The organism is Microbacterium sp. NPDC056569 (genome assembly GCF_042793475.1).
Classification (GTDB): Bacteria; Actinomycetota; Actinomycetes; order Actinomycetales; family Microbacteriaceae; genus Microbacterium.
In genome coordinates this window covers 1-23,109 of sequence record NZ_JBHTUV010000023.1, presented here as the reverse complement: position 1 = coordinate 23,109, position 23,109 = coordinate 1, and the positions used below count along the sequence as shown (strand labels likewise).

At 71.1% G+C, this 23,109-nt stretch carries 20 protein-coding genes; 12 read left to right on the top strand and 8 right to left on the bottom strand.

What is annotated here, in order from left to right; genetic code table 11:
• The first annotated feature begins 62 nt into the window (after positions 1-62).
• From ACFQ7C_RS19490 to ACFQ7C_RS19475, 4 genes are all read left to right on the top strand, one after another.
• Positions 63-677 (top strand): TetR/AcrR family transcriptional regulator, encoded by a 615-nt coding sequence (locus ACFQ7C_RS19490; protein WP_378905320.1) that lies wholly within the window; start codon positions 63-65, stop codon positions 675-677.
• 119 nt (positions 678-796) lie between these two features.
• Positions 797-1,738 carry a helix-turn-helix domain-containing protein gene (locus ACFQ7C_RS19485; RefSeq protein WP_378905317.1) on the top strand — a complete coding sequence of 314 codons (942 nt, stop codon included), beginning with the start codon at positions 797-799 and terminating at the stop codon, positions 1,736-1,738.
• 110 nt (positions 1,739-1,848) lie between these two features.
• Positions 1,849-2,175: an ATP-dependent DNA ligase gene (locus ACFQ7C_RS19480; RefSeq protein WP_378905314.1), complete on the top strand. Its 327-nt coding sequence runs from the start codon at positions 1,849-1,851 to the stop codon at positions 2,173-2,175.
• Between the two features lie 80 nt (positions 2,176-2,255).
• Positions 2,256-2,591 (top strand): cupin domain-containing protein, encoded by a 336-nt coding sequence (locus ACFQ7C_RS19475; protein WP_378905311.1) that lies wholly within the window; start codon positions 2,256-2,258, stop codon positions 2,589-2,591.
• A 15-nt stretch (positions 2,592-2,606) separates the two neighbouring features.
• On the opposite strand, the gene ACFQ7C_RS19470 is transcribed toward ACFQ7C_RS19475, so the two are convergent.
• From ACFQ7C_RS19470 to ACFQ7C_RS19455, 4 genes are read right to left on the bottom strand one after another with little or no spacing between them, the layout of a single operon-like run.
• A complete protein-coding gene (locus ACFQ7C_RS19470; protein WP_378905395.1) occupies positions 2,607-3,113 on the bottom strand; it encodes a GNAT family N-acetyltransferase in 507 nt (168 codons plus the stop codon).
• A gap of 51 nt (positions 3,114-3,164) precedes the next feature.
• Positions 3,165-4,253 (bottom strand): DNA glycosylase AlkZ-like family protein, encoded by a 1,089-nt coding sequence (locus tag ACFQ7C_RS19465; protein ID WP_378905308.1) that lies wholly within the window; start codon positions 4,251-4,253, stop codon positions 3,165-3,167.
• A complete protein-coding gene (locus tag ACFQ7C_RS19460; protein ID WP_378905305.1) occupies positions 4,250-5,473 on the bottom strand; it encodes a glycosyltransferase in 1,224 nt (407 codons plus the stop codon). The genes ACFQ7C_RS19465 and ACFQ7C_RS19460 overlap by 4 nt, the downstream gene beginning before the upstream one ends.
• Positions 5,474-5,507: 34 nt before the next feature.
• Positions 5,508-5,870 (bottom strand): winged helix-turn-helix transcriptional regulator, encoded by a 363-nt coding sequence (locus tag ACFQ7C_RS19455; RefSeq protein ID WP_378905302.1) that lies wholly within the window; start codon positions 5,868-5,870, stop codon positions 5,508-5,510.
• A 111-nt stretch (positions 5,871-5,981) separates the two neighbouring features.
• On the opposite strand from ACFQ7C_RS19455, the gene ACFQ7C_RS19450 reads away from it, so the two are divergent.
• Positions 5,982-6,857: an SDR family oxidoreductase gene (locus ACFQ7C_RS19450; RefSeq protein WP_378905299.1), complete on the top strand. Its 876-nt coding sequence runs from the start codon at positions 5,982-5,984 to the stop codon at positions 6,855-6,857.
• Positions 6,858-7,019: 162 nt separating this feature from the next.
• Here the strand turns inward: ACFQ7C_RS19450 and ACFQ7C_RS19445 are convergent, their stop codons facing one another.
• Both ACFQ7C_RS19445 and ACFQ7C_RS19440 read right to left on the bottom strand, forming a co-directional pair.
• Complete coding sequence (locus ACFQ7C_RS19445; protein WP_378905296.1) at positions 7,020-7,421, bottom strand: PPOX class F420-dependent oxidoreductase; 402 nt, start codon at positions 7,419-7,421, stop codon at positions 7,020-7,022.
• A gap of 44 nt (positions 7,422-7,465) precedes the next feature.
• A complete protein-coding gene (locus tag ACFQ7C_RS19440) occupies positions 7,466-9,091 on the bottom strand; it encodes an ATP-binding cassette domain-containing protein (RefSeq protein ID WP_378905293.1) in 1,626 nt (541 codons plus the stop codon).
• Between the two features lie 245 nt (positions 9,092-9,336).
• Between ACFQ7C_RS19440 and ACFQ7C_RS19435 the strand changes: the two genes are divergently transcribed.
• Positions 9,337-9,912 (top strand): DUF2510 domain-containing protein, encoded by a 576-nt coding sequence (locus ACFQ7C_RS19435; protein ID WP_378905290.1) that lies wholly within the window; start codon positions 9,337-9,339, stop codon positions 9,910-9,912.
• On the opposite strand, the gene ACFQ7C_RS19430 is transcribed toward ACFQ7C_RS19435, so the two are convergent.
• Positions 9,903-10,661, bottom strand: coding sequence for an NUDIX hydrolase (locus ACFQ7C_RS19430; protein ID WP_378905287.1), 759 nt, complete (start codon positions 10,659-10,661; stop codon positions 9,903-9,905). The genes ACFQ7C_RS19435 and ACFQ7C_RS19430 overlap by 10 nt on opposite strands.
• Positions 10,662-10,708: 47 nt before the next feature.
• Positions 10,709-11,482 carry an IclR family transcriptional regulator gene (locus ACFQ7C_RS19425; protein WP_378905284.1) on the bottom strand — a complete coding sequence of 258 codons (774 nt, stop codon included), beginning with the start codon at positions 11,480-11,482 and terminating at the stop codon, positions 10,709-10,711.
• Between the two features lie 174 nt (positions 11,483-11,656).
• Here ACFQ7C_RS19425 and ACFQ7C_RS19420 point away from each other — a divergent pair, with 174 nt between their 5' ends.
• The 6 genes from ACFQ7C_RS19420 to ACFQ7C_RS19395 all read left to right on the top strand — a co-directional run bounded on the left by ACFQ7C_RS19420 (position 11,657) and on the right by ACFQ7C_RS19395 (position 23,022).
• The gene (locus ACFQ7C_RS19420; RefSeq protein WP_378905281.1) at positions 11,657-12,589 is read left to right on the top strand and encodes a carbohydrate ABC transporter permease; all 933 of its coding nucleotides are present in this window, start codon (positions 11,657-11,659) and stop codon (positions 12,587-12,589) included.
• Positions 12,586-13,479 (top strand): carbohydrate ABC transporter permease, encoded by an 894-nt coding sequence (locus ACFQ7C_RS19415; RefSeq protein ID WP_378905278.1) that lies wholly within the window; start codon positions 12,586-12,588, stop codon positions 13,477-13,479. The genes ACFQ7C_RS19420 and ACFQ7C_RS19415 overlap by 4 nt, the downstream gene beginning before the upstream one ends.
• A gap of 56 nt (positions 13,480-13,535) precedes the next feature.
• Positions 13,536-14,822, top strand: coding sequence for an extracellular solute-binding protein (locus ACFQ7C_RS19410; protein ID WP_378905275.1), 1,287 nt, complete (start codon positions 13,536-13,538; stop codon positions 14,820-14,822).
• An 80-nt stretch (positions 14,823-14,902) separates the two neighbouring features.
• Complete coding sequence (locus tag ACFQ7C_RS19405; RefSeq protein ID WP_378905272.1) at positions 14,903-17,155, top strand: FAD-dependent oxidoreductase; 2,253 nt, start codon at positions 14,903-14,905, stop codon at positions 17,153-17,155.
• Between the two features lie 43 nt (positions 17,156-17,198).
• The gene (locus ACFQ7C_RS19400; protein ID WP_378905269.1) at positions 17,199-21,101 is read left to right on the top strand and encodes a cellulase N-terminal Ig-like domain-containing protein; all 3,903 of its coding nucleotides are present in this window, start codon (positions 17,199-17,201) and stop codon (positions 21,099-21,101) included.
• A 37-nt stretch (positions 21,102-21,138) separates the two neighbouring features.
• Positions 21,139-23,022 (top strand): alginate lyase family protein, encoded by a 1,884-nt coding sequence (locus ACFQ7C_RS19395; protein ID WP_378905266.1) that lies wholly within the window; start codon positions 21,139-21,141, stop codon positions 23,020-23,022.
• Positions 23,023-23,109 lie beyond the last annotated feature (87 nt).

Genomic DNA, 23,109 nt, shown 5'->3' with positions numbered 1-23,109 from the left:
CGAGCCGAGACGGGGGCGCCGGATGACACCGACGCCCCCGCCGACTTTCTCCAGGACCCGAGATGACCCGCAGTCGCGAGAGCCGCACACTCATCCTCGACGCCGCCGAGCGCCTCTTCGCAGAGCGCGGCTTCGATGCCACGCCGACGATGGCGATCGCCGACCTCGCCGGCGTACCGAAGGGGCTGCTGTTCTACTACTTCCCCACCAAGACCGATCTGCTGCGCGCCCTGGTGGGTGAGCGTCTGGACCTCGATCCGATCGACACCTCCGGGCTGATCGCGCGGGGGGATCCGGCACGCACCCTGCTGAACGTCACCGGCCGGCTGCGCGAGCTGCAGTCCGAGTCGGCAGTACGCCGAGTCATCGTGTGGCGCGAGCACCGCACGCACCCGGAGGTGCGCGACAGGCTCCGCGACTATCGCGCCGAGCTGCAGGCGATCGTCGAGCGCGTGCTGGGCGCGAGCATCCTCCATCCGATCGCGGCGCGCCGGGTGCGCACCGCCGCCGCCGCCTGGGTGGCGATCATCACCACCCCGACGCTCCTCGACCACGTCGGTGGCGACGAGCCCGAAGGCGACGGCGCCGAGGACGCGGTGACGGGTCCCGCTGAGACTGCCGACCTGCCCGCGCTCGCGGACCTGATCACGGCAGGCCTGCGCGAGTCCGCGGCCTAGCGACGCGGCAGCCTCCGAGCGCGTGCCGCGAGGACGGCGATGCGACCCGGCCGCCCGCACGGGTTAGAGTGTGCGGACCGGACACGATGTTCTGTCTCCGGGATGCCGGGAGGGGCAGTTTGGGCGAGGTATTGACGCTCGCGTCGCGCGACGTCGGCGACGTCGAAGAGACGTGGCGCCAGTTCGTGCCCTCTGCGGCATTGCAGCGCGTTGATCCCCGCACGTTCGGCTTCTCGTGGACATCGGCCGCGCTGCCCGGCTTCTCGGTCGTCAGCTACCGCCTGAGCGCGTCGGTCCAGTCCGCCATCCAACCGGACGATCAGCTGATGGCCTGCCGCGTCGCTTCTCGCGGTGCCTGGGTGGGCACGCCGCGCGGCGATCTCAACGCCGGCCTGCCATGGCTGGCGCTGGACGGTCCGACGACCGCCCGCTGGCAGCAGCAGGCCGACGTGCGCGCCTTGGTGTTCGACCGGTCGGAAGCCGAGGACGGAGCGCGCCGCATGACGGGCGACGACCGGTTCTCGCTCCGGTCGGCGACCGTCGGGGCGTCCCCGGTCGATCGCGACCTCGGCGCGCACTGGGAGCGTGTCTTCCAGCACATCGCCGGCACGCTCTTCGTCCCCGGGCGCAGCTCCGCGATCGTCGAGGCGGAGCTGCGCCGGCACGCGCTGCACACCACGCTCGCCGTCTTCTCCCCGGCCTTCGTGGCCGCCCTGGAGCGCTCGGCGCAGCGCGGCGCGGCACCCAGGACGGTGCGCCGCGCGATCGCCTACATGGAGCGGCACGCGCACGAGCCGATCACGATCGACGACGTCGCGCTCGCCGCCGACATCTCGCCGCGCGGGCTGCAGTATGCGTTCCGGCGGGCGCTGGACCAGACGCCGATGGAGTATCTGCGGGGGCAGCGGCTCGCCGGGGCGCACGCAGACCTGCAGGAAGCGACGGGCGTGTCCGTCTCCGAGATCGCGCAGCGTTGGGGATTCGCCAGCGCGTCGCGGTTCGCGCGCCACTACCGCGACGCGTACGGACGATCCCCGCGTCAGACGATGCGAGGCCGCTGAGTCGTTTCGTTTCGGGTGCCGCGCTTTCGCCCGGCGGTCAGCGACGCCGGGCTCGGAATCGATCTGGCTGAGAGTCTCCCTATGGGCATGGCGCCCGTCGAGGGAGGCACGTGGGCAGGTTCATCTACGAGGGCGGCGTCCGAGCCGAGTTCGATGATCGGGTGCTCTCGCACCTGCAGGTCGCGATCGGCACCAAGCTCCGCCGCAACGAGCCGTTCTTCTTCACGTGGCAGGGCGATGTCAGCACCGGAGGCGGCCGCACCACCGTGTGGGTGCACTCCGGCGCCAGTCTCGTGTTCTCGTTCTACGGCGGCCGGACCGCGAAGACGAATCGCACGTGGCTCGAGGCGCTGATGCGCACCGCGAACTCCCCGGCCGGCCTCCACGTCGTCGCGGAACCGCCCGACGACGGGGGCTCAGCGGAAACGCTCGCCTGAGCGCGGCCGGCGCAAGATCTGTCTCCGCGACGACCCACGCGGGTAGACTCCGGCCTGTCGAGGCGATGGAGGCGACGCGGATGGACAGCACGGACCTGGCCGACCTGATCGACGACCTGACGGCGAAGGCGCGCGACGCGTCCAGCGGCCGCGCGGCGCGCACCATCCGCGGCGGTCACGAGCACGCTCTGCGCGAGACGGTGATCGCGCTGTGCGCCGGGCACGAGCTCGCCGAGCACGAGAGCCCGCACGAGGCGACGCTGCAGGTCCTGCGGGGGCGCGTGCGACTCATCGCCGGCGACGACGCGTGGGACGGGGCATCCGGTGACCACCTCACCGTCCCGCCGCAGCGCCACAGCCTCGCGGCGCTCGAGGACTCGGTCGTGCTGCTGACCGTCTCGAACCGCGTGCCTTGACTCGGCCGCGGTCGCTCAGTCGCCGAGCGCCGCAGCGACCGCGCCGAGCGCCCCGCCGGTGAGGCGCTGCGTGGTCCACTCGCTCATGGGCTCGGCGCCGATCGCACGATAGAAGCCGATCGCGGGCTCGTTCCAGTCCAGTACCGACCACTCGAGACGTGAGTAGCCGCGCGCCACGCACACGGCCGCGAGGGAGGCGAGCAGGGCTTTGCCGTAGCCGAAGGCGCGCTGGGACTCGTCGACGAAGAGGTCCTCGAGCCAGATGCCGTGGCGACCGGTCCACGTCGAGTAGGTCACGAACCAGATCGCGATGCCGACGATCTCGCCATCGCGCTCGACCACGTGGGCGAAGACCTTCGGCTCGGCGCCGAACAGCGACGCCCGCAACGCCTCGACGGTGTTCTCGACGGCGTCCGGCTCCTTCTCGTAGATCGCGAGCTCACGGATCAGGCTCAGGATCCCCGGCTCGTCTCCCGGGCGGGCTTCACGGAGGGTCGCGTCGGCCGAGAGCGTGCGAGACATCATGCGCTCGAGCGTACCGAGCGTGCCGATGCCCGGGAGCGTCCGTGGCCGTCAGGGCAGACCGGTGACGGAGACCCCGAGCCACTCTGCAAGGTCGGCGATCTCGGCGCGGACCATCTCGGACTCCTCCGGCTCGAACGGCAGGAACTCGTGCACGGCGGTGACCTTGAGCACGTCGCGGTCGCGGTCGACCTCGGCGTCGAGCATCCCCACGAACCGGTCGCCCATCAGGATGGGATGCGCGAAGAAGCCGTAGCGGCGCTGGGCCTTCGGCTTGAACTGCTCGAGCACGTAGGTGAACTCGAACAGCTCCTCGAGGCGCTTGCGGTCGAACAGCAGGCTGTCGTACGGGTTCAGGAACGCGACGCGACCGCCGGAGTCCTCCTCGTCGAGCGCGGCGAGCGCCTCGGGGTCGACCCGGTACTTCGTGGCGCTCCCCTCGACGACGGCGAGCTCACCGGTGTCCTTCGCGACCCCGCTCCAGTACCAATGCGGCTTCGTGAGGCCCGCGGACTGGAGGCGGCGTGCCGCGAGCAGTTCGGCGGCCTCGTCATCGGCGTACTCCGGCAGGTCCTGCGGGTACACCCGCTCGGCGAGATCCCACACCCGATGCCGTCCCTCACGGCCCGTCACCGCGACCTCGCCCTGGCGCAGCAGGAAGTCGAGCATGTGGGGCACCTGGTTCGACCCCGACCAGCCGTCGGGGGCTCGGCTCACCTGCGCGGTGTCGGGTATGCCGCTCGCGAGCAGAGGCCCCTCGGCCCGCAGCCGCGCGAGCACGTCCGCGCGGAAGCCGGCGTTCGCCTCGAGCCACTGCCTGCTGCTCTCGCGCTGCGGCCAGCGACGCATCGCCGGCAGCATGAGCGGCAGCAGGCTCATCGGCCGGAACGTGCCGTCGAACTCGAAGAGAAGCCGGTCGTCCTCGACGACCTTGCGGAGCTGCCCCGGCTCGTACGACCAGCCGATCCGGGACCACAGCACGGTGTGCTCGCACGGCGCGATCGTCGCGGTCGGGTCGATCTTGATGTAGCCCAGCTGCTCGGCGACCTCCACCACGTCACCGGGCCGCTCCGCGTCGAGGAGCTGCGCGCGCACGACGATGCGCCGCGCCTGATCCCGCGTGAGCCGATGCGCCGTCACGCGATGATCCTCTCGATCACGCGAGCGGATGCTGCGGCCCCGTCCTCGCCCGCATAGGCGGCGCGCACGCGCTCGGCGGCGGCGCGCATCCGGTCGTCGGCCAGCAGTCGCCGCACCGCGGCCGCGAGCGCCGGCGTCCCCGCCTGCTTCGGCGTCAGCGCGAGCGCGTTGCCCTGCCGGACGCACTGGTCGACGTTCCAGACCTGTTCGGGCTGCAGACCCATGCCGACGAACGGGATGCCCGTCGCACACGCCGTCTGCACGGTGCCCTGCCCGCCGTGCAGCACAGCCGCATCGACGAGCCCGCCGAGCCGGTGCGCCGGCAGCAGATCGGTGGCGAACACGTTCGCGGGCAGCACGTCGCCGGCCGCGAGGTAGTGCCGCACCGGCGCGACGACGTTCACCGGCAGCGTGCCGAGCTGCGACGCCGCGGCGAGCACCATCTCGCGGTTCGCCGACGATCCGAGTCCGAGATAGACGAGCGGCTCCGGCCGCTCGGCGAGCTCCGCCACGATCGGCGGCATCGGTGCGTCGATGTGCGCGAAGATCGGCCCGACGCGCTGGTAGGAGCCCGGGAGCGTGTACCCCTCGAGCTCCCACGCCATGACGGTCAGCAGGTTGCGGTCGGCCTCGAGCAGCGACACCACCGTCTTGAGCGGCGGCACCCCGTTCGCCTGCGCGACCCGGCCGAAGGCCCGTGGCGCGAGCGGCAGGCGGTTGTACGCGAGGCGCAGCAGGCTGGTCGCCACACGGTCGAGCGCGTGCGCGACGCGTCCGTTCCCCCGCACCATCCCGAGCCGCGCGGTCTGCGCGACCTGGGGGCGGGTGAGGGCGAACGGCACCGCGTAGAACAGCGGCACCTTCTCTGCCCGCGCCGAGATCATCGACGTCACGTTCGAGCCGATGACGACGGCTGCGGCATCCGTCTCCCGGATCAGTGCGCGCTCAGCATCGACCCGCGCGGAGACCAGGTCATCGGTGAGCGGGCTGCGCAGCGTCCTGCCCTGATCGAACCGCATCAGCTGCTCGCGCTGTACAGCGCTCATCGCCGGCTCACCCGCGCGGTAGTCGAAGCCCGCGTCGGTGATCAGGTGCGCGAAGTCCGGCTCGTACCCCAGGAACACGACCCGGTGCCGTGGATCGAGGGCGCGCGCCACCTCGATCATGCGCGTGACCTCGGCGAGGTTGAACGTCACGGGGCAGAACAGGACGGTCGCCATGCCGTCATCCTGGCAGGCGCGTCGGCCGGGCGCCTCAGCGGTCCACGATGTCGCCGGCGTTGACGCCGATCCACGCCATCAGCGGCATCATGCGCTCCATCAGCTCATCGCCGAGTGGCGTCAGGGAGTACTCGACCCGCGGCGGCACCTCGGGGTACGACGTGCGGGCGACGAAGCCGTCCTTCTCGAGCGTGCGGAGGGTCGACGCGAGCATCTTCTCGCTGATGCCCTCGACGGCGCGGCGGAGTTCGCCCCACCGGATCGTGCCCTCGGTGAGAGCCATGAGCACCAGGACGCCCCACTTGCTCATAACGTGGTCGAGGACCACGCGCGTCGGGCATGCCTCGTCGAAGACGCCGGGGATCTCGGCCCGGATTTCCGCAAAACTCACCACCACGTGGGTACCTTACCTCAAAGTGGGTACCCTCCGGCTGGAATGCAGGCGATCGCAGTCGGCGTTGGCGTCCGGTGAGCGCGCCCGGAGCGCCTCCCCACCGAAAGGACACCCATGACCATCCTCGTGACCGCCGCCGGCGGACAGCTCGGCCACCTCGTCATCGACGCCCTCCTCGACCGCGGCGTCGCGCCGGGCGACATCGTCGCGGGCGCCCGCACGACCTCGAAGGTCGCCGAGCTGGTGGACCGCGGCATCCGTGTCGTCCCGCTCGACTACAACGCGCCCGAGTCCGTCGCCGCGGCACTCGAGGGCGTCGACGCCGTGCTGCTCATCTCGGGGTCGGAGCCCGGCAGGCGATACGAGGGCCACGTGAACGTGATCGAGGCTGCCAAGGCGGCCGGTATCGCGAAGGTCGTCTACACGAGCCTCGCCCACGCCGACTCGGTCGACTTCGTGCTCGCCCCCGAGCACAAGGCCACGGAGGAGCACCTCACCGCCAGCGGCGTGCCCGCGGTCGTGCTGCGCAACAACTGGTACACCGAGAACTACACGCCCGACGTGCTGCGCGCCGCCGAGACCGGCATGATCGCGGCGTCGGTGGGCGACGCGAAGGTCGCCGCCGCGAGCCGCGCCGACTACGCCGAGGCCGCTGCCGTCGTACTCACCGAGGACGGCCACCTCGGTCGCACCTACGAGCTGTCGGGCGACGCCGCCGTCTCGTACGCCGATCTCGCGGCGGCTGCCGCCGAGGTCGTCGGCCGCGACGTCGCCTACGTGCCGGTCTCGCGCGAGCAGCTCGAGGCCGCGCTCACCGAGGCAGGACTGGATGCCGGCACCGTCGGCTTCGTCGCCGAGATGGAGGCAGGCATCGCTCGCGGCGTCCTCGCCGACGCCGACCCGACGCTCGCACGCCTGCTCGGGCGCCCGACCACTCCGGTCACCGAGGGGCTGCGCGCCGCCGTGGAGGCCGCGCGCGTCGACGCCTGACGACAGGGGACGCATCCGCCACGCTCGCTGAGCGTGGCGGATGCTCTTCCCCGAGGTGGGCCCACGCGCCCCGAGGCTCCGCGCAGCGCGAAGCGATGCGTGGAGAGGGCGTGGGGAGGATGCTGCGGCTGCAGCATCCGTCCCCTTCTCCGTCTGCGAGCTCTACTGCCGGGTCGCGCGGTCGATCGACATGACGAGGATCACGCGGTCCTCCTTGTCGCGCGGCGGCGTGGAGCTCGGGTTGCCGTAGCGGTTCTGCAGGCGGACATAGAACGCACCCTCGGGGTCGGGGACGACGTCGACGAGCTTGCCGGCCACCTCGAGGTAGCGGAACGGCGAGTCGGGGTCGAGTATCGACAGCGACATCGACGGGTTGTGCTGCAGGTTGCGGTACTTCTGCCGGTAGTTCGTGTGCGTGAACCGGACGTGCTCGCCGTCGAACTCGAACCACATCGGGTTGACCTGCACGGTGTCGTTCGGCCGGATGGTCCCGAGGTGCGCGTACACCGGGAGGTCGAGCAGGTGGCGGCGGTCAGCGGGGACGATGTCGTCGACGTGAGGCATGTCACCAGTCTGCCGTGGCTGCGCAGCGCGAGGGCCCAAAGGCGTCACACGCGCACTCCGAGGTCGATGCGGTCCCACTCGTCGATGTCCCGGAGCAGCTGCCGATCGTGGGTCGACACGACCACCGCGGCGTCCGTCGCCTGCAGCGCGACGGTGAGCTCGTCCACGAGCGTGAACGAGAGGTGGTTCGTGGGCTCGTCGAGCAGCAGGACGTGCGGACGCCCTGCGAGGGCCAGGGCCAGATCGAGCCGGCGGACCTGTCCCATCGACAGCTCGCCGATGCGCTTCCCGGTCTCGCGTGACGTGAGCAGGCCGAGCGCGCTGAGGCCCACCGCCTGCGAGGCCCCGACGCGCTCGTCGAACAGCTCCGACGCGCGCCGGGCGGGATCGAGCAGCGATTCCTGGCGGAGGAAGGACAGACGGATGCCGCCGCCCCGGCGCACCGCGCCGGTCACAGCGAGGGGGTCGAGGCCTTCGACGTCGCCCGCGAGCACCGCCAGCAGCGTCGACTTGCCGGTGCCGTTCGGGCCCGTGACCACGACCCGCGCACCGCTGTGCAGCACCAGCGACACGGGCTGCAGCAGACGTCCGTCCACATGCACATCCTCCGCGACCAGCAGCGCCGTGCCACCGCGTGACGGCAACGCCGGGAACGCGAACCGCATGGGCGGTGGCGGCACGGTGACCGCGTGCGCCTCGAGGGCTGCCCGCCGGCGGTGCACCGTCTGCGCGATGCCTGCGGCGCGGGTGGCGCGACCGTGCCTCGGAGACCCCTTCTCGGGGCGCCACCCCGTCACGAGCCGATTCTGCGCGGCGCTCAGGTCGTCGTGCAACCGCGAACGCTCGGCCTGCTCGCGCTCGTACAGCTGCTCCCAGCGCTCGCGCTCGGCTGCGCGGCCCTCGCGGTAGGCGTCGAACCCGCCGTACACGCGAGCGCGGTCGTCCGGCGTCGGGTCGAGGTCGACGAACGTGTCGGCGACGTCCGCGAGCAGCGCACGGTCGTGGCTGACCACGACGACGCCGCCCTTACGGGCGCGCAACTGGGCCGCGAGGAAGTCGAGGCTCCTCCGGTCGAGATGGTTCGTCGGCTCGTCGAGCAGCAGGAAGTCGTGGTCCCCGCCCAGCAGGCACGCGAGACGCACACGGTAGCGCTGCCCGACCGAGAGCTCACCGAGCGGTCTCGAGCGATCGGTCTCGGCATCGAGCGCCTCGAGGGCGACCTCGACCCGCCGCTCGGCATCCCAGGCATCCAGCGCGACGGCGCGGTCGAGGGCCTCGGCGTACGTGGCGGAGGCGGCGTCGGACGCGGTGGCCGCGCTGAGAGCGAGGGATGCCGCATCCAGCGCCGCGAGCGCCGCGAGGGCGTCCGCGATGGCCTCGGCCACGGCATCTCCGACCGTGCGCCGATCATGCGCCGGCATCTCCTGCTCGGCCAGCGCGAGGGTGCCCACGCGTGCGACCTCGCCGGCATCCGGGAGCAGCGTGCCCGCGAGCAGGTGCAGGAGCGTGGACTTGCCGCGACCGTTCTCGCCGACGATCGCGATGCGGGAGCCTGCGGTGACGACGAGGTCGACGTCGTTCAGCATCCGGTGACCCGCGCGCGCGAACGAGACGCGGGCGGCGGTGAGCTGCGCGCGATCGCGCGCAGGGGTGTGCGTGAGGGAGGGCATGAGCTTCCACTTCCGAGGCCGGGGCCTCTGCGGCGCACGGCGCCGGTCCGGCGCGCGCGTGCGCGGTGATCTGACGGAAGGGCCCGCGGAGGGCCCGGATGCCGCGGACACGCGTCGCTCGGATGACTCGACGAGCGACGTGCGGGCGTGGCCGCGCCGTCGGATCAGATGAAGAAGTAGAAATGCACGGGTCGAGGATAGCCGACCTCGCTGGACACCGGCCAGTCACGAACTACCCTCGGATCATGGCGACGCAGCCCGCACCGGGGTGGTACGACGACGGCTCCGGCAAGCAGCGCTGGTGGGACGGCGCGCACTGGACCGACCAGTACATCGACCTGCGCGAGCGCGACACCGAGCTCCGGACGGATGCCGGACCCGCCGCGTCCGGCCCCGCCCAGCCCGGCTGGTACGACGACCAGCGCGGTCGCACCCGCTGGTGGGACGGCCGGCGCTGGACGAGCGAGGTGCGCTACAGCGGCCAGGAGCAGGACTTCGCGGGGATCGTGATCGACGGCCGGTGGATCCACTTCGGCGACCTGAGCCAGCCGGTGAGCGAGGTGGCGGCATCCGCCGACTCGGGAGATGCGCTGCTGCGACGGCCGGAGTTCACGAAGGCGGCGGTGGAGCGGCGCATGTTCGGCCCCGCCGGCCCGATCACTCCGCGCACGATCAACCGGGTGATCAACCGCGCCGCACCGCACCTCGTGATCGCCGGCTCGCACCTGTGGGTCGCGCCGTTCCCGCCCGCGCGGGACGCCGAGGCCCGGCGCTTCATCAGCTGGGTGAACAGCAGCGCCGACCACTATCGCTACCGCTGACGGCCCCCTCCCGGCTCGGGCAGCACGAGGGGCAGCTCCCGGGTGCCGTCCCACGGCTCCGTCCAGCCGAGCCGGTCGAACAGCGCCTCGAGCACCATGCCGGTGAAGCCCCACACGAGGTGCTCGCCGGTCGCATGCCGCACGAGGAACGCGGGTCCGCGCCACTCCTGGCCGTCGCGGCGGATCACCGTGACACCGCGGTTCAGGGGGTTCAGCAGGTCTGCGACGGGCGCCCGGAACACGGCCGCGGACTCGGCCTCGTCGACGACGCGGACGGGGGACGGATGCTGCCACCACGCCAGCACCGGAGTCACCAGGTGCTGCGAGAACGCGAGCGGGATGTCGGCGAGCTCGCCCAGCACCTCGACACCGCGGGGGTCGAGGCCGGTCTCCTCCTGCGCCTCACGCAGCGCCGCCGCCGCGGGGCCGCTGTCGCCGGGGTCGATCCTGCCGCCGGGGAACGCCACCTGCCCCGGGTGCGCGCGCAAGGTCGTCGCGCGGGCGAGGAGCAGCACATCGAGGTCGCGCGAGACCGCCTGCGCCTGCGCGTCGTGGTCGCTCGGGAGCGCGTCGAGCACGCCGAAGAGCATCAGCACCGCCGCCGGGCGCGGATCGGCCGGCGACGGCAGGGCGAGCAGCGGGCGCGTTCCGGCGCCATCGCCCTCGGCCAGCGCGGCGAGCTGGGCGCGCGCTCCGAGGGCTTGACCCGGAGGCGCCTCGCCCGTAGGCGGAGGCGGGGGCTGCAGCATCCGTTCAGGCTACGCCGCTCCGTCGACATGCGGCCCCGCGGGCGGGCTCAGCCTGCGGGGCCCTGGTACCCGAGGCCGGAGCTGATGCGGTCGGCAGCCTCGATGACGATCCGGCCGAGCTCGGCCTCGCGGGTCTCCAGATCGATGGTGGACCGCGGGCCGGAGATCGAGACAGCGGCGACGATCCGACCGGACTGGTCGAGGATCGGCGCGGCGACCGATGCGCGTCCGAGCACGAACTCCTCCACCTCCGTGGCGTATCCGCGGCGGGCGATCAGGGCCACCTCGCGGTCGAGCACCTCGTGCGTCGTGATGGTCGCCTCGGTGTACCCCGCGAGTCGCGGCATCAGCGCGTACCGCGATTCGCGCGACGTGCCCACGAGGGTCGACTTCCCGATGCTCGTCGCGTGCAGCGGCACCCGCTGCCCCATCAGGGTGTGCGACTTCGGCGACTGGGGTCCCTCGAAGTTGCAGAGGTAGATGAGCTCGGCATCGCGCAGCAGCGCCAGGTTCACGCCGAGGCCGAGCTTGCCCGCCAGCCCCTGCGCGATCTGGCGGCCCACACGGTGCACGCGGTTCTGGTTGATGGCGATGCCCGCGAGTGTCAGCAGCTCCGAGCCGAGGAAGTACAGCGTCGTCTGCGCGTCGCGCTCGACGAGCCCCCCGGCCTCGAGGGTCGCCAGCAGGCGGGAGGCCGTCGACTGGCCGATGCCGGCGGCACGGGCGACGTCGCCCACGCGCATCGGCTCGCCCCCGGAGAAGCTCTCCAGAACGGCGATCGCCTTCTCGACGCTCTGGTTCGCGCCCTTGTCTGCAGCCATGTGTCCTCCGGTTCGTCATCGGCCCCGAGCGAACCCAGTAAAGCACACTCATGCACATAGTGCATGCCAGTTGCGGATATTGCGCAGCTCGTGCACTCTGTAGTCGGCATCACACGAAGATGCCACTCCGGTCGCTCAGCGATGACGCACCGGATCGACTTGCGAAGGACGACGATGACCACTTCCCGTGTGGCAGCACCCGCCGCCGCCCGGCGCACGCGCGGCACCGCGCTGAGCGACCGCGCGTTCCTGACGTTCCTGCTGCTGCCCGGCGTCGTGCTGCTGTGCACGATCGTGCTGTATCCGCTGATCCGTTCGCTGGTCTCGGGCTTCTTCGACGAGAGCCTGCTGTATCCCGGAATGACGTTCGTCGGCTTCGAGAACATCGCCCACGTCCTGACCACCGAATTCGGTCCGCTCCTGGTCCAGACCCTCATCTTCACCATCGGGGCGACGGTGGCGCCGTTCGTCATCGGACTGGCCCTCGCCCTCGTGCTCAACCAGAGCTTCCCCGGCCAGCGATTCCTCCGTGGCGCCTTCCTCATCCCGTGGCTGATCCCCGGCGTGGTGGTCTCGTTCCTCTGGATGTGGATCTTCGACGCCAACTACGGCGTGCTCAACGGCATCCTGCTCTCGCTCGGCGCCATCGACAGCCCCGTCGCCTGGCTTTTCCAGACCGACACCGCGCGCGTCGCGCTGATCGTCGCGAAGACGTGGAACACGTTCCCCTGGATCATGGTGATGCTCCTGGCGGCGCTGCAGACGGTCCCGAACGAACTGCACGAGGCAGCCGCGATGGACGGCGCCGGCACCGTGCGGCGGTTCTTCACGGTGACCTGGCCGCACATCCGCGGCGTCGCCGGGCTCGTGGTGCTGCTCGAGTTCATCTGGAACTTCCAGCACTTCGACACCATCTTCGTCCTCACCGGCGGAGGCCCCGCGGGCACGACGCAGACGTTCGCGACCGAGGTGTACGACACCGCGTTCAAGGGATACGACCTGGGGCAGGCCGGGGCGCTGGGCATCGTCTGGATGGCCCTGCTGACCGTCCTCGTCGTCGTCTACGTCTGGCTCTCCGAGCGCGGCGAGAAGGGAGCAACCCGGTGACCACCATCACGGCAACGCCCATCACGGTCCTCGCCGAGGACAACCCGCCCGCGCAGGCCCGGCGCCGTCGCCGGCGCGTGCGCTGGGGCACCTGGATCACCCTCGGGGTGATCACGTTCTTCGGGTTCGCCCCGGTCTACTGGCTGCTGGTCACCTCGCTGACCCCGAGCGACCTGGTCTTCACGTTCCCGCCCACGCTGTTCCCCCGCGAGGTGACGCTGGACCACTACGCGACGGTCTTCGGCAACGAGCTGATCTTCGTGTACTTCCGCAACAGCGTGATCGTGTCGGTGATCACGGCGGTGCTGTCGGTCATCGTCTCGATGTACATGGGTTACGCCTTCTCGAAGTACCGGTTCGCCGGGCGCAAGTCCCTCATGTACTTCGTGCTGTCGAGCCAGATGTTCCCGCAGGCGCTGCTGCTGGTGACGCTGTACCTGGTGTTCGCCCAGTTCGGACTGCTCAACACCTACCTCGCGCTCATCCTGTCGTTCACCACGTTCACGCTGCCGCTGTGCGTGTGGATGCTGAAGGGCTTCTTCGACGCCCTCCCGGATGACCTCATCGAGGCTGCGCGCATCGACGGTGCGGGCCCGTGGCGGATCTTCCACTCGATCGTGCTGCCGTTGGCGGCTCCGGGCCTGGTCGCCGCCGGACTCTTCGCGTTCGTCCGTGGCTGGAACGATTTCATCTTCGCGCTCACCCTCGCGGGCCCGGATCGGCAGACGCTGCCCCCGGGTCTCGTGAACACCTTCATCTCCGAAGCGAGCACGTCGTGGCCCGCTCTGATGGCGGCCTCGCTCGTGGTCTCGGTGCCCGTCTGCATCGCCTTCATCCTGCTCCAGCGGTTCCTCGTCGGCGGCATCACCGCCGGCGCTGTCAAGGGCTGAACCCTCTCGTCCTGCTTCCATCCACCACCCGATCGCACTGTTTCGAAGGAGAACTCATGGCAAACGACATCTCGCGGCGGTCCCTGCTGCGCTACTCCGTGTTCGGCCTCGGCGGAGCCGCGGTGCTCGGCCTCGTAGGCTGCTCGACGGGCGGCTCCACGACACCCGCCTCGACGCCCGGCGCGGCGGCGGCGACCGACTTCGCATTCGCTTCGTGGAGCCTCTCGGAGGAGGCGGCCAAGCCCGCGATCGAGTCGGCGCTGAAGACCTTCTCGAACGCCGAGGGCATCTCGATCGACACCAGCGCGTACCCGTACAACGAGTACCTCAATCAGCTCACCCTGCAGGTGCGCGGCGGCCAGTTCGCCGGTGCCGCGCAGCTCGACGTGGCGTGGCTGTCGGCCCTGGCCGCGCTGGGCAAGCTGGTCGACCTCTCTGCCTACACCGGCGGTCGCGGATACACCGAGGCGGCGCTGGGCGCCGGCACCTCCGCGGGCACGCAGCTGGGACTTCCGTGGACGATCGGGGCCATCGGTCTGATCGGCAACGCCGAGCTCTTCGACAAGGCGGGTGCGTCACTGACCCCAGGCACGATCGAGGAGTTCGAGGAGGGCCTGCGGGCGCTCAAGGGCATCGGGGTGATCCCCTACGCCGCGAGCACGAAGGCCGCGCAGCTGAAGGACATCGTCGTCTGGATGCAGACTTTCGGCTCGCCCATCATCGAGGACGGCAAGGCGACCATCGGCGACGACGCCTCGATCGAAGCGGTCGAGTGGTACAAGAAGCTCTACGACGACGGTCTCATCGCCGCCGACGTCGACCGTGCCGCTGCACGCACGCTCTTCGCGCAGGGTGCGACCGCACTGTACGACGACGCCCCGGTCGGCAAGTCGTCCGTCCTCTCGCAGTCGCCCGACGCGTCCCTCGGCGACAAGATGACCCCGATCGCACGCCCCGTCCTGAAGGCGGGCGCCCAGCCGCAGCACGTGCTGTGGGGGCACCTCGTCGTGGTCGTCGACGGGGAGGGCGCCGAGACCGCCGCCGACTTCGCACAGTGGCTCACGAGTGATACGACGCAGAGCGAGGAATACTTCACCGCGCTGGGACTCCCGCCCACGACGGAGGCAGCGCTGAGCTCCGACGCGGTCACGTCGAACGCGTTCGTCCAGGCGTTCACCGACACGATCACCGCCACCGCCAAGCCGAGCCCCCTCTGGCAGTACCCCGCCTACGCGCAGATGGAGACCGCCATCGCCGAGCAGGTTCAGGCCGTGCTCATCGGCCAGAGCTCGGCATCCGACGCGATGAAGGCCGCCGGCGAGACGATCAACGGCCTCATCTGATCCCCTCCTCCCCTACCGGCCCGGGGTCCGCCCCGGGCCGGTGACCGCCGCTGCCCCCACCACGACACGCCGAAGGAATCATGCGCACTCAGAACGTCGAAGCCGATATCACCGTCGTGGGAGGCGGCCTCGCCGGCGTCTGCGCTGCGATCAGCGCGGCCCGGCTCGGCAAGCAGGTCGCGCTGATCGGCAACCGGCCGGTGCTCGGCGGCAACTCGTCGTCTGAGGTGCGTGTGTGGGTCGTCGGCGCGACCGGGCACGGCGTGCAGCGCTTCGCGCGCGAGAGCGGCGTCATCGGCGAGCTGTACGTCGAGAACCAGTACCGCAATCCCGAGGGGAACCCGATCATCTGGGACGAGGTCGTGCACGACGCCGTCCGCGCCGAGCCGAACATCCGGCTGTTCCTCAACACCGACGTCCGGGAGGTGGATGCCGAGGACCGGGGCGGCGAGCGCGTCATCACCGCCGTCCACGGCTGGACGATGGGCTCCGAGACGCTCACCACGTTCCGCAGCCCGTACTTCCTCGACTGCACGGGCGACGGGCTGGTCGGGCATCTCGCCGGGGCGGAGTACCGCATCGGACGTGAGGCGGCGCACGAGCTCGGCGAGAGCTGGGCGCCCGACGAGGCCGACGCCGAGCTGCTCGGCTCGACGATCCTCTTCTACACGAAGGATCTCGGCCGTCCGGTGGACTTCGTCGCACCGGACTCCGCGAAGGACATCACGAAGACCCCGATCCCGACGTCCCGCATCCTGCGGTCGGGTGACTCGGGCGCGCATTACTGGTGGATCGAGTGGGGCGGGCACCTCGACACCGTCCACGACAACGAGGCGATCCGCAACGAGCTGCGCTCTGTGATCTTCGGCATCTGGGACTACATCAAGAACTCGGGGAAGTTCGACGCCGCGAACCTCGATCTGGAATGGATCGGCGCGCTCCCCGGCAAGCGGGAGTACCGCCGGTTCCTCGGCGACCACGTGCTGTCGCAGAACGACATCCTCGACCAGGTCGACCACGCGGATGCCGTCGCCTTCGGCGGCTGGTCGATCGACCTCCATCCCGTCGAGGGCATGTACGCGACCGAGGCCGGCGCGCACCAGCGCTACTCGAACGGCATCTACGGCATCCCGTTCCGCAGCTACTACTCGCGCAACGTCGCGAACCTGCTGCTGGCGGGCCGCGACATCTCGGCCAGCCACGTCGCCTTCGGGTCGACGCGCGTCATGGCCACCTGCGGCGCGGGCGGCGAGGCGGCCGGCACCGGTGCGGCTTTGGCGCTCGACCTGGGGGTGCGGCCCCGGGACCTCGCGGGCGCGCACGCCGACACGCTGCGCCAGACCCTGCTGCGACAGGATGCCGCGGTCTTCGGCATCCGCAATTCGGACCCCGACGACCTCGCCCGGCGGGCGCGCATCACGGCGTCGAGCACCGCGCGCACCCTCGACCCCCACGCGCTCGACCCGGCCGCCGACGCCGCGCCCTTCGCGCTCGAGCGCGACCTCGGGGTGCTCGTCCCCGTCGATCCGCGGATCGACCACGTCGAGCTGCTGCTCCACGTTCCGGCCGACACGCGGCTGGCGGCGTCGCTGTGGACCACCGGGCACCGGCAGAACGCCGTCCCCATCGACCAGCGCGCGCGCGTCGAGGTCGACGCGATCGGATCCGACGAGCCCCAGTGGGTGCGGTTCCCGCTCGCGTGGGCGCCGGACGAACCCGAGAACGCGGTCGTCGTGGTGGAGGCGGCCGAAGGCGTGTCGGCGGTGCTCGCGCACGCGCAGGTGCCCGGCATCCTCGCGCTCCCCCATCGCCCGCAGGCCGACGGCGACGCGAACGTCGCCGTGGACGAGTCCGAGAGCGTCATCGCCTGGCCCGCGATCCCGCTGCGAGGCCGCACGCCTCGAGTGCGGGTGAGCCCCGACACCGACGCGTTCGCCCCGTGCAAGGCCGTCGGTGGCTACCAGCGCTTCTACGGAGGCCCCAACCTCTGGATGTCCCTGCCGTCCGACGAAGAGCCGGCCCTCACGCTCACGTGGGACGAGCCGCAGAGCCTGCGCGAGATCCGCCTCGTGTTCGACGACGACACGGATGTGGAGCTCAACACACTCCACCACCACCGCACGCCCGACCGCGTCTTCCCGGAGCTCGTGCGCGACTACGTGCTCGAGGCGAGGGAGTGCGACGGCTGGCGCGAGCTGGTGCGCGTCGAGGCCAACCGCCGGCGCCAGCGCGTGCACGGCGTATCGGCCGCCACCGTGCAAGCGCTGCGGCTGAGGGTGCTCGCGACCAACGGCGCCCCGCAGGCCCACGTGGTGTCCATCCGCGTGTACTGACCGGCGCGGACCGCCGCGCGAGAACCGATCGAAGGAGATCCGGATGCCTCTTCCCGTCACTCGCGCGGTGCCACGACGCCTGCGCAGACGCGGCCGCGTCGTGGTCGCATCCCTTGCCGTCGCCGCCCTCACCGCCGCGGGAGCTCCTGCCGCCGCGGTCGCCGGGGCAGAACCCGCCGCGGCAGCCGTGACTGCGTCGGCGCCCGAGGTCACCGTGCAGGTGACCGACACGGCGGCGCGGCCGGACGGCTCTGTGCCGTTCTCGACCACCGGCTCGTGGCTTCGCAGCGCGGTAACCGGCCCCGATGGCGCGTCCTCGCTGTACGCCAACAGCCTGGGCGCCACCGCCATCTGGACGCTGCCCGTCGCGCGTGAGGGCACCTACCGGGTAGAGGCAGGCGTGCCGGATGCCGCCAACTCAGAGACCTCCGCGCGGTACACCGTGTCAGGCGGAGCCGGCCCCGCGACGACGACCGCCGTGGACCAGAATGCGCAGCGCGGCACCTGGACGCCGCTGGGGTCGATCCGGCTGGCGGCGGGCGAGATGGCGACCGTGGAGCTCGCGCGGCAGGCGACATCGAGCGCGACGAACACCCGCGCCGCGGGTGTTCGTCTCGTGGCCGTGGAGGACGCCCCGGAGCCCGGCATCTCCGGCCTGCCGTTCACCGAGACGTGGTCGGGCGGACTCGGTGGCTGGACGCCCCTGTCCGGCACGCTCGGCAGTTGGAGCGTGCAGAGCGGTGAAGTAGACGCAGCGGCGATCGCGAACCTGACCGCCACGTCCGGCAGCTATCTGCGTCCGACGTCGGAGATCGCGCTTCCCGATGCCTACACGCTGCGCACCTCGATCCGAGTCGACCAGCTGGCAGCGAACGGAACAGTGTCACTCCTGGTCGACGCGACCGCGCCCGTCAGCCACGTCGCGCGCAACACCGCCATCCAGCTCACAGCGACCGGCATCAAGCTCGCCCGGCCCAACGGCGGCACCGTGCTGTGCTCGGGCCGGGCGCCGTTCGAACTGGGCGATTGGTTCAACGTCGAGATCACCCGCGCGAACGGCATCATCGCGGTGTGGCTCGACAGCACCCTGGTCGCCGCCGTGCCCGCCGACAACGCGGGCGGCACGATCGGCATCGGCGCCTACCGCGCCGATGCACGAATCGGCGGCATCGGCATCGAGGAACTGACCTCCGCACCGGCCACCCACCCCACCAGCGCCACCGGCTGCGACTGGACGCCGTCCACCGGCACCGGCGCGCCGCAACCCGTCGTCATCAACCAGACGGGCTACGACCTGGGCGGACCCAAGCGCTTCACCGCTCCGAACGCGCAGGACGGCGAGAGCTTCCAGGTGGTCGACGCCTCCGACGCGATCGTCTACGAAGGGACGATCCAGGGCGGGATCGGCGACTTCACCGAGTTCGATCCGGCGGCGACCGGGCCCTATCGCATCCTCGTCCACGGCGTGGCGGGCGAAGGCGATTCGTACGAGTTCGGCATCGGCGCCGACTGGACGGAGCGCATCAGCTACGACAACGCCATCGCGTTCATGAGTGACGTGAGGTGCTTCTTCGGAGACGTGACCGCCAAGCCGCTCAACGGCACGCATCCGCAGTGCATGCGAGGGCTCGGCTGGCGGGATTCGCATCAGATGTCGTTCGAGCTGTCGAGCCTCGTGGACCTCTACACGGCGAATCCGTCGGCGATCGCCGCGATCCGGATGCCGGAGGCCGTGTACCAGGGCCTCGAGTACCCGACCGCGGAGGGCAGCCCCGAGATCGCCCGTCTGCTGGCGTGGGGAGCCGAGATCTACCTGCGCGGGCAGTACGACCACGTCCTCGTGAAGGAGCAGCTCGCCTCCTTCCTCTGGGCCTACCCCGAGTTCGAGGAGTGGATCCCCGAATCGCTCTACCAAGACGTCCGCGACTATCTGTTCCCGATCTGGGGCGAAGCCGAGTACAGCAGGTACTTCTGGCACGACTACACCTCCCACACGGCAGACCTGCTGCAGGTCTACACGCAGATCGGCACCGGCAAGGGCGAGTTCCCGCCCGGCCACTCGATCGTGCCGAACCTGCGGATGTGGGAGGTCGCCGTCCGCGAGGGCCGCGACGACGCGGAACAGTTCCGCGACGCCGCCATCGCCCAGGCCCAGTGGCTGGTGGCGAACCTCGACCTCGCCGATCCCGCCACCACGAAGGGGCAGCGCCAGGGCGAGTACCACCTGATGACCTCCCTGGCGACACTCGCGGCGACGGTGCCTGCGGATGCTCCCGACGGGCTCGGGGTGTTCGCCCGCGAGTGGGCCGACATCGCGATCGCCCGGTCGGCGAACATGTGGGACTTCCGCAAGTACAGCGACGACCGCTGGACCATCCCGAGTTTCACCGGCGGCTCGTCGGAGGATCCCAACGAATCCGGCAACGTACTCGGGTTCCCCGCGGCGGCGCTGGCCGCCTCAACGCTGATCGAAGACGACGGGATCGACGTCCGGCTCGCCGAAATCGCCCAGGCGCACGTGGACGACGTCTTCGGACGCAACCCCACCGGCCGGGCCGCGCAGTACCGGATCGCCGACCCGGCGCTCGCGTTCGAGGGCCTCGACCTCGGCTGGTTCTCCGAGTACCAGGGCGGCTACGGGCTGCTCCAGGGCGCGCGCGGCGTCTTCGACGGCAGCCCCAAGAACGGTCATTACCCGTTCAACACCGGAGTCGCGAACATCGGCCACACCGAGGGGTGGGTGACCTTCACGACCGCTTGGATCGAGTCCCTCGCCTGGCGCGCCTTCACCTCGAGCGCGATCGCGCTCGACGTCGACGAGGCGCCGGCCCACGCAATCGCCACGGTCACGCTGCGCGCGCCGCTCAACATGGACGCGTCCGGCGGCAACACCGGCGAGGTGCGGGTGTCGGTGGACGGCAGGCCGGCGGCGACGATCACGGTGTCGCAGACCGATGTCAACGCGCGCGACTATACGGGCCGGCTCGACCTGGGCGACCTCGGTGTTCACGAGGGCGACACGGTGACCGTGGCCCACGGCGTCGGCCCGTTCGCGCGGACCGCGTCGTTGCGCGTCACCGCCGTCGCGGAGCCGGATGTCACCGCGCCGGTGCTCACCGGCGCGCCGGCGGACGGCACGCTGCTGGCCGACAGTGAGACGCTGCACCTCGGTGTCGGCGCCTCCGACGCGGAGTCGGGGATCACAGAGCTCTACGTCTCATTCGACGGGGAGTTCGTCGACCCCGACGCGGCCATCGACCTCTCCGGAAAGGCCGGGGCCCGCACCGTCAGCGTGCGCGCCGTCAACGGCGCAGGCCTCGCCACCGAGGCGACCGCCACGATCCACGTGTACGCCGACACCGATCCGATCGCCGCACCCGGCCGAGGGACGCTGGCGAACACCAGCGGTCGCGCGTACGGCCTGCACGACGGCGTGTACGACGTGGTGATGAATCTGTGGTGGGGCATCCCGGGAGGAGCGATCCGTCTCTACGAGAACGGACTTCTGGTAGAGACCAGGGTGCTCGAGCCGACAGCCGGCATGTCTCAGGCGACGCGCATCGCGTTCACGGGCAAGCCGAACGGCACGTACGTCTACACCGCCGAGCTCATCAACGCCCGGGGCACGACGAGCACCACATCGACCACGGTCACGGTCGCCCACGCGGCGCCGGCCGCGCCCGTCGTCAGTCATGACAACTGGGATCGCGACAGCTCGTTCACGGTGACCGCGGACCTGTGGTGGGGCACCAACGCGACGTCGTACCGCTTCGAGCTCGACGGCGAGGTCGTCGGCTCGGGAGCGCTGCCCGCTCACACGCCGGACGCACAGCGCGCCACCGTACGGCTGGACGACATCCCACCGGGGGTGCGCACCCTCGTCGCCGTCTTCGCCAACGCACACGGCGAGACCGCCTCGAGGCCCATCACCGTGACCGTTCGATGACCACCGCCGGAAGACAGATCGAGGGAGAGGAAACAACATGATGAAGACGCGATGGAGAGCGGGGATCGCCGTCGTGGCGGCGCTCGTGCTCGTCGGGGCGGCGCAGCCCGCGCTGGCCCAGACGGGCGACGACGGCACGTTCCGTGACGATTTCGACACGCTCAGCAGTGCGTGGGCGGTCGCGGCAGGCGACTGGCGGGCCTCGGACGGCGCCGCGCGCGTCGTCACGCCGGGATCCACGCGGGGCTCCGTGCTCGCACTCACCGATCTCGGACTCGGTGCCACGAGCACGGCGACGGCGACCTTCCGCACCGAGGGCGGCGGCGCGAGCGCGTGGGCGGGATTCACCGTTCACCGCGCCGGCACGACCGACGACTACACGCAGTCGGGGTACACGGTCCTGGTCCGCAACAACGGCGAACTGGCCGTCATCAAGGCGGCGGGCGGTTCCGCGGTGACCTACCTCGGCGCCACTGCCACGTCGGCCCGGCCGGGCGTCGACTGGGTGACCCTCACCGCACGCCTCGACGGAGACCGGCTCGACGTCTCGCTGGGCGGCGCTGCCGAGCCCGCGCTCTCGGTGACGGATGCCACGTTCGACGCCGGCGGATTCTCGCTCGCCTCCCACCGCGACCTGCGCATGGTCGTCGACTCCGTGGTGCTGACGGGCGTGGTCGAACGCGACGAGCCGGCGCCGGCGGACTGCGTCGCGTGGTCGGGTGAGGCGGCCGTCACGAGCGAACGCGGCGTCGTCCTCAACAGCCCCGAGCGCATCGACGCGGTCGCGTCCCGTGTCGCTCGCGGAGTCGAGCCTCAGGCATCCGCGTTCGATCTGCTCATGACCGACGCCGCAGCCGGGATGGCGCGCACACCGGCGCCGCCCGAGGTGTTCTTCGTGCCGTTCTTCTACAACAACCCCACGGCCCATCGCGCGGCGCGCGACGGGCTGCAGAACGACGCGAACACCGCGTATCAGCTGGCCCTCGCCTACCGGCTGACCGGCGACGAGGCATACGGCGCACACGCCGCCGCGTTCATCGATGCATGGACGGGAACGGTCGAGTGCGTGCGCACCAGCGAGGATTCCGCGCTGGCGTTCAGCTATCACTTCCCCGCCTTCGTCTTCGCGGCGGAACTGCTGCGCGGCACTCCGGCGTGGACCGAGGACGGCGAGCGCCGGTTCGCCGGCTTCCTCTCCGAGACCGCGACGCCCGTGGCCGGTTCCATCCTGCACCGCACCAACAACTGGGGAAGCTGGGCGCTCGAGCTGACGGCGGCGACCGCGGCGTATCTCGCTGACGACGCGGGGATCGAGGCGGCGCACACGCGTGCCACCGAGCTGCTGGAGCACCAGATCGACGCCGACGGTCATCTGCCCGAGGAGGTCACGCGCAACAACGGCGTGGGCGACTACGGCATCTGGTACACGCACTTCTCGCTGCTGCCGCTCATGCTGACGGCGGAGACGCTCGGCGCACACGGATACGACCTGCATTCGTACGTGAACACCGCCGGCACCGGGCTCGGCGACGCCGTCGCCGCGGCGAGCTCGTGGGTGGCGGCGCCCGAGAGCTTCCCGTACTACACCGGGGACGTCGCGAAGCTCGCCAATGTCCGGACGATCGACTATCTGCGCGCCGTCGGAGTGATCGCGCACAGCATGAGCTACTTCGAGCTGGCGGCGAACCATCACCCGTCGGCGGCCCTCGACGCGCTGCTCGCCGAGGAGGGGCCGATGACCACCATCCACTCGGCGCCGCACCTCAGCCTCACGCACGGCGGGCTGGCCGATCCGGCCCAGCCCGGGGGCGGTCAGGGTCGCGCCCCCGCGCACGCCGGTGTGCCGGGCCCGCCCGCCCACGCCGGGGTGCCGGGCATGCCCGGCCACGCACAGGGCGCGGCGCGGCCGCAGGCGTTCTGACGTCAGGCCGGGCGGCGACGTCGCCGCCCCGCCTGACGAGGTTGACCCCCCGCCGCCCGGCCGCGACGGTCGCCCCCTGGCGCCCCG